The 13309-nt window shown below is 69.3% G+C and carries 13 protein-coding genes and 1 pseudogene; 9 read left to right on the top strand and 5 right to left on the bottom strand.

What is annotated here, in order from left to right:
• Positions 1-59 precede the first annotated feature (59 nt).
• The 5 genes and pseudogenes from ABZX22_RS38530 to ABZX22_RS38510 all read left to right on the top strand — a co-directional run.
• Positions 60-1514 carry an NAD(P)/FAD-dependent oxidoreductase gene (locus tag ABZX22_RS38530; RefSeq protein WP_354919838.1) on the top strand — a complete coding sequence of 485 codons (1455 nt, stop codon included), beginning with the start codon at positions 60-62 and terminating at the stop codon, positions 1512-1514.
• A 286-nt stretch (positions 1515-1800) separates the two neighbouring features.
• On the top strand, positions 1801-2301 hold the full coding sequence (locus ABZX22_RS38525; RefSeq protein ID WP_354919835.1) for a hypothetical protein: 501 nt from the start codon (positions 1801-1803) through the stop codon (positions 2299-2301).
• A 578-nt stretch (positions 2302-2879) separates the two neighbouring features.
• Positions 2880-3005 carry a hypothetical protein gene (locus tag ABZX22_RS38520; protein ID WP_354919833.1) on the top strand — a complete coding sequence of 42 codons (126 nt, stop codon included), beginning with the start codon at positions 2880-2882 and terminating at the stop codon, positions 3003-3005.
• A gap of 1496 nt (positions 3006-4501) precedes the next feature.
• On the top strand, positions 4502-4924 hold the full coding sequence (locus ABZX22_RS38515) for a hypothetical protein (RefSeq protein ID WP_354919830.1): 423 nt from the start codon (positions 4502-4504) through the stop codon (positions 4922-4924).
• A 187-nt stretch (positions 4925-5111) separates the two neighbouring features.
• Positions 5112-5497: pseudogene (locus ABZX22_RS38510) on the top strand (transposase family protein); the annotation flags it as partial.
• Between the two features lie 136 nt (positions 5498-5633).
• On the opposite strand, the gene ABZX22_RS38505 reads toward ABZX22_RS38510, so the two are convergent.
• Positions 5634-6338 (bottom strand): class I SAM-dependent methyltransferase, encoded by a 705-nt coding sequence (locus tag ABZX22_RS38505; protein ID WP_354919827.1) that lies wholly within the window; start codon positions 6336-6338, stop codon positions 5634-5636.
• A gap of 86 nt (positions 6339-6424) precedes the next feature.
• Here ABZX22_RS38505 and ABZX22_RS38500 point away from each other — a divergent pair, with 86 nt between their 5' ends.
• Complete coding sequence (locus tag ABZX22_RS38500) at positions 6425-7168, top strand: MBL fold metallo-hydrolase (protein WP_354919824.1); 744 nt, start codon at positions 6425-6427, stop codon at positions 7166-7168.
• Between the two features lie 142 nt (positions 7169-7310).
• On the opposite strand, the gene ABZX22_RS38495 is transcribed toward ABZX22_RS38500, so the two are convergent.
• The 4 genes from ABZX22_RS38495 to ABZX22_RS38480 form a co-directional block, all read right to left on the bottom strand.
• The gene (locus ABZX22_RS38495; RefSeq protein ID WP_354919821.1) at positions 7311-8012 is read right to left on the bottom strand and encodes a hypothetical protein; all 702 of its coding nucleotides are present in this window, start codon (positions 8010-8012) and stop codon (positions 7311-7313) included.
• A gap of 71 nt (positions 8013-8083) precedes the next feature.
• Complete coding sequence (locus tag ABZX22_RS38490) at positions 8084-8734, bottom strand: response regulator transcription factor (protein WP_354919818.1); 651 nt, start codon at positions 8732-8734, stop codon at positions 8084-8086.
• Positions 8725-9888, bottom strand: coding sequence for a histidine kinase (locus tag ABZX22_RS38485; protein ID WP_354919815.1), 1164 nt, complete (start codon positions 9886-9888; stop codon positions 8725-8727). The genes ABZX22_RS38490 and ABZX22_RS38485 overlap by 10 nt, the downstream gene beginning before the upstream one ends.
• 26 nt (positions 9889-9914) lie before the next feature.
• Positions 9915-10259, bottom strand: coding sequence for a MerR family transcriptional regulator (locus ABZX22_RS38480; RefSeq protein ID WP_354919812.1), 345 nt, complete (start codon positions 10257-10259; stop codon positions 9915-9917).
• A 203-nt stretch (positions 10260-10462) separates the two neighbouring features.
• On the opposite strand from ABZX22_RS38480, the gene ABZX22_RS38475 reads away from it, so the two are divergent.
• The 3 genes from ABZX22_RS38475 to ABZX22_RS38465 all read left to right on the top strand — a co-directional run bounded on the left by ABZX22_RS38475 (position 10463) and on the right by ABZX22_RS38465 (position 13292).
• Positions 10463-11884 carry an MFS transporter gene (locus tag ABZX22_RS38475; protein WP_354919809.1) on the top strand — a complete coding sequence of 474 codons (1422 nt, stop codon included), beginning with the start codon at positions 10463-10465 and terminating at the stop codon, positions 11882-11884.
• 197 nt (positions 11885-12081) lie between these two features.
• A complete protein-coding gene (locus tag ABZX22_RS38470) occupies positions 12082-12873 on the top strand; it encodes an SDR family oxidoreductase (RefSeq protein ID WP_354919806.1) in 792 nt (263 codons plus the stop codon).
• Between the two features lie 80 nt (positions 12874-12953).
• Positions 12954-13292 carry a hypothetical protein gene (locus ABZX22_RS38465; protein ID WP_354919803.1) on the top strand — a complete coding sequence of 113 codons (339 nt, stop codon included), beginning with the start codon at positions 12954-12956 and terminating at the stop codon, positions 13290-13292.
• Positions 13293-13309: the final 17 nt, after the last annotated feature.

Below are 13309 nucleotides of genomic sequence, written 5' to 3'. Positions count from 1 at the left end.
CACTCCCCCCACCAAACCCCCCAACCCCATCTCTTTTTTTTTTTGTTTTTTTTTCCGCGGTGCCTCCCCCCCTGGGGGGGCGCCCCGGGGGCGCCCCCCCCCCCCCCCCCCGGGCCACCGCCGCCGGGCTGAGCACCGTCATCGTGGAAGGCGAACTCGTCGGCGGCGAATGCTCATACTGGGCGTGCGAACCGAGCAAAGCCCTGCTGCGGCCCGCACTCCTGCGCGCCGACGCGAGCCGGGTACCCGGCCTGGACCCGGCCGCCGCCGGGCCGCTGAAGACCGCCGCCGTACTGGCGCACCGCGACCGCATGGCCGCCCACTGGAACGATGACGACCAGGTCGAATGGCTCAAGACGGCCGGCGTCGACCTCCAACGCGGCCACGGCCGCCTCGACGGGCCACGACGCGTGGCCGTGACCACGCCCGACGGCGGCACCGTCCACCTGCGGGCCCGGCACGCCGTGGCCGTGTGCACCGGCAGCGGCGCCGCCCTTCCCGACCTGCCCGATCTCGCCGCCCTGCGTCCATGGACCAGCCGCGAAGCCACCAGCGCCCCGCAGCCGCCCGGACGTCTCGTCATCGTCGGCGCAGGCGTCGTGGCCACCGAGATGGCCACCGCCTGGCAGGCCCTCGGCTCCGAGGTCACCCTCCTGGCCCGCGGCACCCGCCTGCTGCCCCAGCTGGAACCCTTCGCCGGCGAACTCGTCGCCGACCGCCTGCGCGAAGCGGGCGCCGACCTGCGCTTCGGCGTGACCGTCGCCACCGCGGCCCGTACCGGCGGCGAGGTCCGCCTCACCCTTTCCGACGGCGGCCGGCTCGCCGCGGACGAGATCCTCTTCGCCACCGGCCGCGCGCCCCGCACCGGCGACATCGGCCTCGAAACCGTCGGCCTGACCCCCGGCGACTGGCTCACCACCGACGACACCCTCACCGTCACCGCCGTCCCCGGCGACTGGCTCTACGCCGTGGGCGACGTCAACGGGCGGGCCCTGCTCACCCACCAGGGCAAGTACCAGGCCCGCATCGCCGGCGCCGTCATCGCCGCCCGAGCCTGCGGCAGCCCGCTCGACACCGGACGCTGGAGCCCTCACGCCGGCACCGCCGACACCGCTGCCGTACCTCAGGTCGTCTTCACCGACCCCGAGATCGCCGGCGTCGGCCTCACCACCGTCGAAGCCCGGCGCACCGGCCGCCGCGTCGACGTCGTCGACTACGACCTCGGCCACGTCGCCGGCGCCCTCCAGCACCACCCGGGCTACCGCGGCAGAGCCCGCGCCCTCATCGACCCCGATCGCCGTACCCTCGTCGGCGCCACGTTCGCCGGGCCAGGCGTCGCCGAGCTCCTCCACTCCGCCACCGTGGCCATCACCGGCGAAATCCCCATCGAACGCCTCTGGCACGCCGTACCGCCCTTCCCCACCATCAGCGAGGTGTGGCTGCGGCTGCTCGAGACGTACCGGGACCAGCGCGGCCAGGCGACGTTCTCCCGCACCCAGCCCCTGGCGGCCTGACGACCTGACGACCTGACGACCTGGTGCCCCGCCAGGGCGTCGATCCGAGACGGCGGCAAGGCCCCTGGGAAAGTCGCGATCGAGCAGCTTTTTCGCGGTGAATTTACGGTCGTGCAGAAAATCCCCAGAGATTGCCGCATAATTATCCGCACCGCCATGTCGCCATCCCGTACGTTGTCGCCGAATTCCACGAATCGAGGTTCCACGGAGGCCGGATATCCACTGAACCGGGCCGACTCCAAGTCATCCGCAAGCCCGCTCCAAGCAGGCCGCGGAAATCTTGCCGGTGACCGATCGGACAAAAGAAAGGGAAATCGTGTTCGCTCGCTCCAAGTCCGGCCCGCTGCTGTCACTGCTAGGCATTCTCGGGTCGCTGACCTTCGTCAGCGCGACCCCTGCGAACGCCTCAGCCGAAGCCCAACTCGGCCTTACGTTATTCGTCCAGGACGTGGACGAGGAGGGCACCTGGAGCAACGGCGACGAGGTCTTCATCAAGGTCCTCCACAACGGAGGAAACCAGCGCTACGCCCCGATCGACGGCACGATCGACGTCAACGAGTCCGACGAGAACCAGCAGGTCGAAATCCCGTCGGCGAACACCCTCACGTTTCCGGTGGGCGACAGGGTGACAATCCAGGTGTGGGAGGACGACGTCTCAGGGGATGATCTCCTCGCCGAGGCCAAGGACGTCCTCGTCGAATGCAACCGCCCGTTCAGCGGAGTAACCGAAATCACCAAGCGCAAATATTACAGTTACTCGTTCAACGGTACGTTCTCCTGCTGGTGAGCAGGGCTGCCGGCGCCCACCTCGTGATGTGCGCCACCTGCAAGGCGGCAGGCTGACCACCGAACAACGAGCCAAGCGCGAGCAGGTACGGCCGGCCGACCTGTTCGCGCACGGGCACACCAACATTCAGCAGCGGAGATCGGTCAAGGCGGCATCGGGCTTTGGCCTGCTGGTGTGGCCCTGCGCCCGCGTCCACAGGATCGGCGTGCCGCGACTGAGCGATACGTGGTTGCCCCGACTTCAGACCGAGCCGCGCGAAGGTACAAGCGCTTGCACGGTCAGCGCCGGACACTGGCGAGAGTCGATCGGCGGACCTACCGGCCTGTCGAGTTCAGCGGCTCAGGCAGCCCCTCCTGCAGTCTCGCTGCGGAGGACTCCGCGTAGATCACCTGCTCGAGCGAAGGCGGCTCGGTTCTGACGGTGTCGCCCCAGCCGGTCAGCCGCAGATCGGTGGTGCAGCCCACCCTTGTCTCGACCCTCGGTCCAGTATCGGCTGGCCTGTCCTTGCGGGCATGTGGCCTGGCGGGCGTCCCAGTCGAAGGTGAAGGAGCTCTCGTCCTGGCGGGAGGTCGCCACCCTTGTGCCAGGTCACCTCCTTGCTGTCGTCGGTCGTCGTGGTGCGCTGGAACTGCTGGATCCACACCGTACGTAACGTCTCCACCGCGCCGATCTGGCGCAGCCATCGCGGCGCGGCGGCGCTGTGAAGTGCCTCCAGCAGTTGGTACCCGTCGGCCCCGATCCGCCGGGCCAACGCAGCGCGTTCATGCCGCCGGACGTGACCAGCCCCAGGTCTGTCAGCTTCGCCAGCATCACATCGTGCTCCAGGCCGGCTTCCCGAGTCGGCGCGAGGACTGGCCGAGTCCGCGTGCGGGAGGGCAGCGTAGAGAACTGCGGAGTTCCGTGATCGCCGGATGGGGCTGCATTGTTGCCTCAAACGAATGAATCGGTTGGGCTCTGCTGAGGTTTCCGGTCCTGTTGATGGCGAAACATCGGCGTTTTGGTGCCAGATAGGTAATATTTGTACTGAATGTCTAGTTTGCAGTGCGCATCAACAGAATTGAGATGGATCCGATATCTGGTCATGCGACTGACCAGGTTAAGGCTGCACCTGCAGGTCACTCGTAGAGTGCACTCGATTTCTAATGTCGTGATCAGGAACAGCGGCTTCCAGCGTGTCGTTTCGTTGCCTCGGGGATGGCGTGCTATAAGTTCGCGCCAACCAGTGGGCGTGTATGCGCGTGGGCGTTCTGGTGCCATGGAACGCGCACGCCCTCCTGACGGTTTTCTCGATGTCGAGATACCTGCAGTAGTTGGAGCATGAGTGTCTCTCTCGCCGGCGAGCGTAGAGACGGTTCGTATCCACCGGTAGCGGCCAAGGAATCCGCCGGCACGCCAGCTCGCTCAGGGTGGCGTGGGTCGAGGTTGGTCTGCATCCGCGGCACTGACACCACCTACTTGGCGTGCGGGGCGAACACCATGGTCAGGGCATGGTATCCATGTCAGCGAGCAGCCGACGGCATGGTACACACGGGCCTGCAAGGTGGCATGCGGTTGCATATTAGGTCGTCCGCTATTGACCTGAGGGGTGACAACAAAAAGGGGGTGCACGTAAGCGTTTTGCACCTTGCGTGACAACTGGGGCTTGTTTATATAAGCTCGGTAGCCGTGCCGGAACCCGATTCGTCGTATGTGCAAAGCCGCGTTTGTCGTGCGGCCAAAAAGCCATGGCTGTGCATAGCGGACGAAAAGGTGCTCACCCAATTCTCGCGGAATGCGAACAAGTACTTGAGTGAGCCGCGATATGATCGAGAGCGCGAAATATCCCTTTTGACCGGCAAGATCACGATCGAGCAAGCGGCCCGCTACGTGCTTCGTTCAGTATTTACTAGAGATATCGAGCGGGCCAGCGTAAGGTACACGACGGCGGGGGACCTAAGGAGGGCAGGGTTTGCGGTCCTGCATACCCCAGGTCGCATCTCCGCAGGTTGCGACGGTGATCTGAGTCACGTCTCGGTGATCTGGCCTGCAGACGATCCCGTACAAAAGCAGGACATCCCCTGGGACCCCGACGTGACGGAAAGCTTCATCCGATGCTTCAATGGGCATGGAGACGAGCGGAGGTAGGGCGGTGAATCTAGACTCTTTGATCAAGCGAGGACTTCCTCCTTGGCGCCCGCGACCCGAAGCGTCCGATCTAGATGTGTGGCATGAGTACGAGATCCCGCTAACGGGCACCTTCCATCTCAACGGAGATCTCATCCTCTTTACGCAAGTAGCTGCTGCGACCGAAGAGCGAAGCGCGTGGGCATACGTGTGTATCGATCCGAACGATGCCGACTCGGTAGAGAATGCCGTTTTCCCCTCGCTGGATGAGATGGACGCGTTCGTTGAGGACAGGTTCACTGGCCACGAGGTAGTGATCGCCCTTGCGGACGGTGACAAGCTCCTCGACACCTGGACGCGAGAGATCATCGACTCCGGCGGCCTGCCGCAGGCGCTTGAGAGGGCACTCAACAAGGTGATCCAGAGCGTCAACCGTGTGGATGAACAAGAGCGTCGCATCCGGGCGAAGCTGGCAGGAGTTGAGGCGGCGAAGGCAGAACTCGACCTGTTGTCGGCTTGAAGCCGACGAACTCAGCTCCCGCCCTCCCCTAGGGGAGGGCGGGAGTTTTGTGTGCGGCACGTGCGCCAGATTACGTAGGACTCGCGCTCCTCTGCATCGCCACAGCAACCCAGATGACCGAGAGCGCGGCACCGCTTGATCACAGCACGTGACACTCCGACGCCTTCGGTGTCTCAGTTCCACCAAGCGGCGCCTAGATCCCGGTCAGCAGGCCCTACTGGTGCTGGTCTACCTGTGCAAGGGCGAGACCTTCGCCGCGGGGTTCGACATCGGCGCTACGACCGCCTGGCGCTACGTGAACGCCGCCATCGCCCTGCTCGCCCGTCGCTCACCCGGTCTCGATCAGGCCTTACGCGCCGCCAAGCGGGCCGGCTACGCCTTTGTCGTGCTGATGGCACGCTCATCCCCATCGACCAAGTGGCCGCCGACCGGCCGTACTACTCCGGTAAGCACAAGAAGCACGGTATGAACATCCAGGTCCTTGCTGCGCCCGGACGGCACGCCGCTGTGGACCTCGGGCTCGCTGTCTGGGTCGGTGCACGATCTAAGGCCGCCCGCATCTGGGGCATCCTGCGCCGTCTGTACAGCACAGATTCGATTCTCGTCACTCGCTCCAACCGTGAAATCGGGAGGCTGTCGGTTTGCCCGACGACACCTGGCGCCGTTGCGTGGAGTGTTCGGTGTCGTCAGCACGCCACCGAGCCGGGACTCAGGCGAGCCGCCAGGCGAGGAGCCCCTCGGGCGCGTCGGCCTGGACGAAACCCGCCCCCGTGAGTTCCCCGTGGAGCGTCTCCCACACGGGACGGTAGGCGTGGCCGACGATCTCCTCTTCGCCGACCACCGTGTCGCCCTGCGTGATCCGGTAGACGTAGCGGGCTGTGGCCGCCTCTTCGGTCGACTCGAGGATCTCCGACGAGACCGTGTAGAGGTGCCGGCCCACCTGGCGGGAGCCCAGTTCCTGCAGCGGGCGCGGTGCGGGGGCCCCGCCGTCACGCCAGGTGAAGACCAGGAGACCGCCGGGTTCCAGCTGCGCTGCCAGCACCGGCCAGAGCCGCTTGCGGTAGCCGGGTTCCAGGGCGTACATCACGTTGATCATCACGATGGCCTCGACCGGCTCGGGCACGTCGACGCTCAGCGCGTCACAGGGAAGTACGGTGACCCGCTTGAGCAGGTCAGGGCGCGTGCTCAGCCGGGACAGCAACACCCCGCGCATGCCCTGCGAGGGTTCCAGGGCGAAGATCTCAGCCGATGTCCATTCGGCCATCGCCGTGGTGATCAGGCCGGTACCCGCGCCGATCTCCAGGATGCTCCGCCGTACCCCGGAAAGAAGCGGAGGCAGCTTCGCGCAGATGACCGGCACGTGGCCGTTCTCCTGGAGCAGGTCATAGAAGGGCAGAGAGATGAAGTCGGCCATGATCGGCCACCCTACCCAGACGCTGGACGCCAAGGGCCCGTTACCGGACCAGGAGCCAGGCGGCCACGGTCTGGCATGGTAGGCGGATGCGACGACTCACCGTGCTCGGCAGCTGTGGCGCCTTTCCGGAACCAGGTCGCGCGTGCAGCGGCTTCGCGGTGGACTGGGACGGCTACCGCCTGGTGCTCGACCTCGGCTACGGCACGCTGCCGCGGCTGCTCGCGCACTGGCCGGACGGTGCCGTGGACGCCGTCGTCATCACCCACGAGCACCCGGATCACTGCGTCGACCTGCACGGGCTGTTCCGGATGCGGTTCTACGGCGACCCCGGTGGGCGGCGGCTGCCGTTGTACTGCCCGCCAGGCGTGCTCGACCGCCTCAGGGGACTGGAGCCCGACGTCGACCTGCGGGCGGTCTTCGACGTGCGTCCGCTGCCTGGCGGCTACCGGGTGGGGCCGTTCGAGCTGACCGGAGTGTCGCTCCCGCACTACGTGCCCAACGCGGGCATCCGCCTGCGGGCCGACGGGATCGCCCTGGCCTACACCGGGGACTCCGGCCCGGCCCCCGCGCTGGCCGAGCTCGGCCGTGACGCCGACCTGTTCATCGTCGAGGCCACCGACCGCGACGGGGAGACCTGCCGTCCCACACGCAATCTCATGACCTCCGCCGAGGCCGGTCACTGGGCTCGGCGGGCGGGCGCCCGCCGGCTGATGCTCACCCACTTCTGGCCGGGAAACGACCGGGCGGCCGCGGTGGCCGCGGCTCAGCTGGTGTTCGGCGGTGACGTGCTGGCGGCCGAGGAGGACCTCACCGTCATGCTCGGGGCCTGAAGCCCGCCGGTACGGCATGCCGGGTCACCCCCGGCAGGGCGGACACCGAGGTCACCCGGGGGACTGCCGGGGTCGCGGCCGAGTCGGGATGACGTGGCAGCGCCCGCCGCCTGCCGGGGACGCGGCCGGACGGGTCTCGCGGTCAGCCGGCGACGCCGAGCAGTACTGCCGCGGCGCCCAGGCCGAGGGCCAGCGGGTAGGCCCACCAGCGGGGCGCCGGGCCGTCCTTCAGCACGCGGACTCCCAGCGGCACCAAGGCCACGCACAGGCCCACCGTGGCGACGACGGACATCGGGCCGGTGCCCTTGAGCACGCCGATCGGCAGGGCGCTCGTCGCGGCCAGCGCCACGGACCTGGCGATTCCCAGGACGCCGGCCCGCCACGTCCCGATGGCCAGCACGACCCAGCCGAAGAAGATCGCCGTGTTCAGCGTCTGGAACACGTGGAAGGCGCCGTAGGAGTCGGCGACGGCCGTCCGCGCCGCTTCGAGGCCCCGCACGTGGACGAGCTGGGCGGCGAGATGGCTGACCCCGGCGTGGAACGTGCGCGCGAACAGGCCGGCCATGACCAGCGCGCCGCCCCACAGCGCCCAGCGCGGCCGGGTCGCCCACACCCGCCGGACCACGGCGACGACCGCGGGCCACAGCAGGACGTTCCCGGCGGCGAAAGCACCGTACGACAGGGTCATCCGTTCCGGACTCGCGGCGAACGCGGCCAGCTGCGCGGGGAAGAAACCGTCCACGTCGGCGCGGAGCAGGACGCCGGCGAGCATCAGGACCGGCCCGAGGAGCAGCCCGGCGCCCTCGACCCAACGGCCGGGGAATTCGAACGAGGTGGTCGTCATGCCGTCGATCCAAGCGGCGCCGCCCTCGTCGCACATTGGCGCGGGGACGAGCCCGGGGGGGAGACCTGGCACTACCCCGGCGCGGCCTGCAGATAGGCCAGGACGGCAAGCACCCTGCGGTGGCCGTCGGCGGTGGGCGGGAGATCGAGCTTGGCGAAGATGGCGGCGATGTGCTTGGCCACGGCCGCGTCGGTGACGAACAGCGCCCGGGCGATCGAGGCGTTGGCGCGTCCTTCGGCGATCAGGCCGAGCACTTCCCGCTCTCTCGGGGTGAGGCGCTCCAGCGGGTCGCGCCGCCTGCTCAGCAGTTGCCGTACCACCTCCGGGTCGACGACCGTGCCGCCGCCGGCGACCCTGACCAGCGCGTCGACGAACTCCTCGACGTCCCCGATCCGCTCCTTCAGCAGGTAGCCGACGCCGGCGCCGCGGCCTGAGGCGAGGAGTTCGGCCGCGTAGGTCTGCTCGACGTACTGGCTGAGGACCAGCACCGCCAGATCAGGCTGTGCCGTACGCAGCTCCAGGGCGGCCCGCAGTCCTTCGTCGGTGAAGTCCGGCGGCATGCGCACGTCGACGACCGCGATGTCGGGCCGGTGCTCCTTGACCGCGGCGACCAGGGCGGCGGCGTCGCCGACGGCGGCGACGACGGCGTGCCCGAAGCGTTCGAGCAGGCCCGCCAGGCCCTCGCGAAGGAGGACGGCGTCTTCGGCGATCACTACGCGCACGGGATCTCCACACTCATCGTCGTCGGCCCGCGGGCCGGGCTGGACAGCGACAGTCTTCCGCCGACCGCCGCGACCCTGTCGGCCAGCCCCACCATGCCGGTGCCACCCGCCGGATCGGCGCCGCCGACGCCGTCGTCCCAGACCTCCACGACGAGCACGTCGCCGGCCAGCCGGGCGCGGATCCGCGCCCGGCGTGCCCGGCTGTGCTTGGCGACGTTCGCCAGGGACTCGGCCACGACGTAGTAGGCGGTCGTCTCGACGGCGTCGGGCAGCCGCCGCGGCAGGCGGACGTCCACGTCGACCGGGATCGGGGAACGTCCTGCCGCGTCCCGTACGGCGGCGCCGAGGCCGCGGTCGGTGAGCACCTGCGGATGCACGCCCCTGATCAGCTCCCGCAGCTCGACCAGGGCCTGTTTGGCCTCCTCGTGCGCCTGGACGAGCTGCCGGGCCGCGGGCGAGTCCGGAGGAAGGTCGAGCCGGGCCAGGCCGAGCCTCATGCTCAACGCGACGAGCCGCTGCTGGGCACCGTCGTGCAGGTCGCGCTCGATCCTGCGGCGTTCGGTCTCGAAGGCGTTCACCAGCCGGACGCGCGAGCGCAGCACGTCGGCCAGCTCGGTGGGAGCGAGCAGCGCCCTGGTCACGGCCGCGCGGGCGCCCGCCCAGGCGGTGAAGACGTAGGCGGCCACCGGGACCAGGAGCACCCCCGCCACCGAGCCGATCAGGGCCGCCGCCGGGGCCCACTCGCCGTCCATGGGCTGCACCACGGGCGACAGGATCAGGACGGCGGGGCCCGCCACGGTGAAACAGGCCACCACCAGGTCGATCCACCAGAGCGCGAGCAGGGACACCAGGCCCAGCACCACCGTTCGCGACGGCTCGGACCGGGCGGCGGACAGCGGAGCGAGATCGACCAGCCGTAGCCGCCACCGCTCGAACCTCACGACGAGCGGCACCAGGACAGCCACGGCGGCCAGCCCGGCGACGACCATCACCGGGACGAGCGCCAGGGAGGAGATCAGGCCCGCCGCGACGACGACGGCGGAGCCGGGCACGACGCTCGACAGCAGGTAGGCCAGCGACCGCCACGGCCAGCTCGATCGCAGGAAGGACAGCGGACGCCGGGAGAGAGCCTCCAGCGCGGTCGAGGTGCGCACCCCCAGAAGCTATCGGCCGCCGTGGATCAGGGTTGCGACAGGAAGCCGGCGAGGGCGCCGCGGTTGCGCCGGAGGTCGTCGATGCGCTGGTCCACGGCCGCCAGTTCCCGATCCATGAGGTCGCGCAGGTCCGCGCACCAGTCGAACTCCGGCTGGTCGCCCCGGGTGCACGGCAGCACCACGCGGATCACCTCGGTAGTCAGCCCCGCGTTCAGCAGCACGCGGACCTTCCGTACGGTGACCACCGCGTCCTCGTCGTAGCTGCGGTAACCGTTCAGATCGCGTGTGGGCTCGAGCAGGCCCTGCGCCTCGTAGTACCGCAGCAGCCGCGAGCTGACTCCGGTCCGCCGGGACAACTCCCCGATCAGCATGTGACCCGCCCTGTCCGAGGTTGACCTTCCAACCGATGTGAACCCTTAACGTCGCGCCGAGAGCAAACATTTCGCGCCCGTCGTCGGCGGCGCGGGGCCTGCCGCGGGCGCCGTGGCCGGGCCCGCCGTTCCGTCCGGCGGGTTCCGTGCCCCGGAGAGCCGGCACGGTGTGAAGGATCCCGACCCCTGGAGGGTGGTAACACATGTCAACGACGAGCGACGAGCGGCCACGGGGCGACGCCGTGGCCGCCCCCGCGGCCGGAGAGGGTTCGCCGCGCTGGCCGGCGCGGTCCTGGGTGGCGTTGCTCATCTGCAGCGGGGTGATCCTGCTCGACGGGCTCGACATCTCGATGATCACGGTGGCGATACCGGAGATCCGGCAGGAGTTCGGGATGGGCGCGGCGGCCGCGCAGTGGCTGGCCGGCGCCTACATCCTGGCGTTCGGCAGCTTCCTGCTGCTGGGTGGACGCTTCGCCGACCTGTTCGGCAGGCGGCGGACGCTGGTGACCGCCATGGCGGTGTTCGCGCTGGTGTCGCTGTTCGGCGCGCTCGCCGCCGATCCTGTCCTGTTGATCGTCTCCCGCTTCGTCAAGGGCATGGCCGCGGCCTTCACCGCACCGGCGGCCATGTCGGTGCTGACCACGACCTTTCCCGAAGGCCCGCACCGGAACAGGGCGTTCGGCATCTTCAACGTCTTCGAAGCGTCCGGGTACTCCTCCGGCCTGCTGGTGGGCGGCCTGCTCGCGGCACTGGACTGGCGTGCCACCTTCGTGCTGCCCATCCCGATCGCCGTGCTGATCCTGGTGGCCGCGCTGCGATTCCTGCCGCCGGATCCGCCGCGCACCGAGCGGTCGCGGCTCGACCTCGGTGGCGCCGTGACCCTGGTCGCCGGGATGCTGCTGCTGGTGTCCACGGTGTCCTCCGCGGCGGAGGCCGGCTGGACCTCGCCGTGGACGCTGGGCGGATTCGCCCTGTCCGGGCTGCTGCTGGCGGCGTTCGTGGTGATCGAGCGCACCGTCAAGGAGCCGCTGATCCGGCTGGGCATCTTCCGCAACCGCGGCCTGGTGGCCGCCAATGTCAGCGCCGCCCTGCTGTACGGCGGCGCCATGGGCTTCCAGTTCCTGCTCGCCCTCTACCTGCAGAACCTGAACGGCTGGCAGCCGTGGCAGACGGCGCTGGTGCTGCTGCCGGCGGGGCTCATGGTCGTCGTCATCGGGCCCGTGCTGGGGGCGCTGATGAACAGGTTCGGCGTCACCAGGGTGCTGATGGTGGGGCTGGTGGCGTTCATCCCGTCGTACCTGCTGATGCTGCGCATCGGCCCCGAGCCGGACTTGTGGACGGTTCTGCTGCCGTCCTCCGTGCTGTGGGGTCTGGGCTTCGCGCTCAGCATCTCGGCGTTGATGGTCGCCGGCACCAGCGGGGTGGCCGACCACGAGCAGGGGCTCGCCGCCGGGCTGCTCAACAGCTCGCTGCAGGTCGGCGGCGCCGGCGGCCTCGCGGTCGTCACCGCGGCGATCGTGCCCGGTACGCAGCTGGCCATGCTCTACCCGGGAGTGGTGGTCGCCCTGGTGTTCGCGGTCCTGACGATCGCGGCGCAGGCGCTGCGGCGAACGCGCGGGTCGTAGCGCGCGGGGGGCCGCGCCGGGCCGAGGGGACGAACCTCGTCGTCCCGTCCGCCGTTCTTCGTAACATCCCGGTACGGCCGCCGCCACGGCTTTTCGGCCGGCGCACGCCGTACCGGGAGGACGAACCGGGGCCCGACCAGGGGAGCGACGATAATGGACAGCGTCCCCCACCGCGGAGGAACAACCTGGGAGGGCTCGTGGAACTCGGGTTGAGAGACAAGGTCGCGGTCGTCACCGGTGGCAGCGCGGGGATCGGCCTGGCCGTCGCGCACGGCCTCGCCGCCGAGGGGGTGCATCTCGTCCTCGCGGCACGTGGCGCCGACCGGCTCGACGACGCGGCGCGCGGCATCAGAGAGACATACGGCGTGCGGGTGCTGCCCGTCGCGTGCGACGTGGCGACGGCGGCCGGCACGACGGCGCTGGCCGCGGCGGCCGAGGACGCCTTCGCGGGCACGGACATCCTGGTCAACAACGCGGGCTCCGGCTCGAACGAGACCATCCTCGACGCGCCCGACGAGAAGTGGCAGGCCTACTGGGACCTGCACGTCATGGCCGCGGTACGGCTGGCCCGCGGTCTCGTGCCCGGCATGCGGCGGCGCGGCGGCGGGGTCATCCTCCACAACGCCTCGATCTGCGCGGTGCAGCCGCTGTGGTACGAGCCGATCTACAACGTGACCAAGGCCGCGCTCATGATGTTCTCCAAGACGCTGTCCACCGAGGTGGTCGGGGACAACATCCGCGTCAACTGCGTCAACCCCGGCCTGGTCCTCACCCCCGACTGGGTGAAGACGGCGAAGGAGCTCACCGCCGGCACCGGCGGAGACTGGCGGGGGCACCTCGACGAGGTCGCGCGGGAGCACGCGCCCATCAAGCGCTTCGCCACGCCGGAGGAGGTGGCGGACTTCGTCGTCTTCCTGTGCTCGGACCGCGCCGGCTACTCGGTGGGCTCCACCTACTTCGTCGACGGCGGCATGCTGCGAACGGTGTGACCTCACGCGCCCCGCAGGAGTCCGGCCGGAACGGGCGTGGCCTGATCGCCGGGATCCCCAGGAACGCATACGTTTCCTTCGTGGACATTCCCGAGCTCGCCGATCTGATCTGGCTCTTCGAAGGCGATCCGGAACCCCAGCACGACGACGTCGGCTGGCCGATCGGTCTGCACGCCTTTCACCTCGTCCGGGGTGCGACGGCCGTGCTCTTCTCCCTCGACCCGTTGGCGGGCGAGGCCTACGTCAGCCTTTACGCCGACGGCCAGGAGATCGCGACCGTAAGCAGGCTGCGGCCGCTCGGCCGGCTTTCCGTCGAATCGGACGGGCCTCGCTACGAAGGGCTCACGCTGTGGTTCCGCGACGAGAACAGGGCCCCCGTCAGGCTGCAGACCAAGCCTGTGATCCGCATGACCTGGTAGGGCCCGCGCCCGCGGAG

Source organism: Nonomuraea sp. NPDC003804 (genome assembly GCF_040610675.1).
GTDB lineage: Bacteria > Actinomycetota > Actinomycetes > Streptosporangiales > Streptosporangiaceae > Nonomuraea.
The sequence above is the reverse complement of the archived record's forward strand: the minus strand, read 5'-3'. Positions and strand labels throughout refer to the sequence as shown.

What these genes read in the sequence shown, in the direction of transcription:
- ABZX22_RS38505 (WP_354919827.1), bottom strand. Translation starts at nt 6,338, where the DNA reads ATGGCCGACTTCATCTCTCTGCCCTTCTATGACCTGCTCCAGGAGAAC.
- ABZX22_RS38500 (WP_354919824.1), top strand. Translation starts at nt 6,425, where the DNA reads ATGCGACGACTCACCGTGCTCGGCAGCTGTGGCGCCTTTCCGGAACCA.
- ABZX22_RS38495 (WP_354919821.1), bottom strand. Translation starts at nt 8,012, where the DNA reads ATGACGACCACCTCGTTCGAATTCCCCGGCCGTTGGGTCGAGGGCGCC.
- ABZX22_RS38480 (WP_354919812.1), bottom strand. Translation starts at nt 10,259, where the DNA reads ATGCTGATCGGGGAGTTGTCCCGGCGGACCGGAGTCAGCTCGCGGCTG.
- ABZX22_RS38475 (WP_354919809.1), top strand. Translation starts at nt 10,463, where the DNA reads ATGTCAACGACGAGCGACGAGCGGCCACGGGGCGACGCCGTGGCCGCC.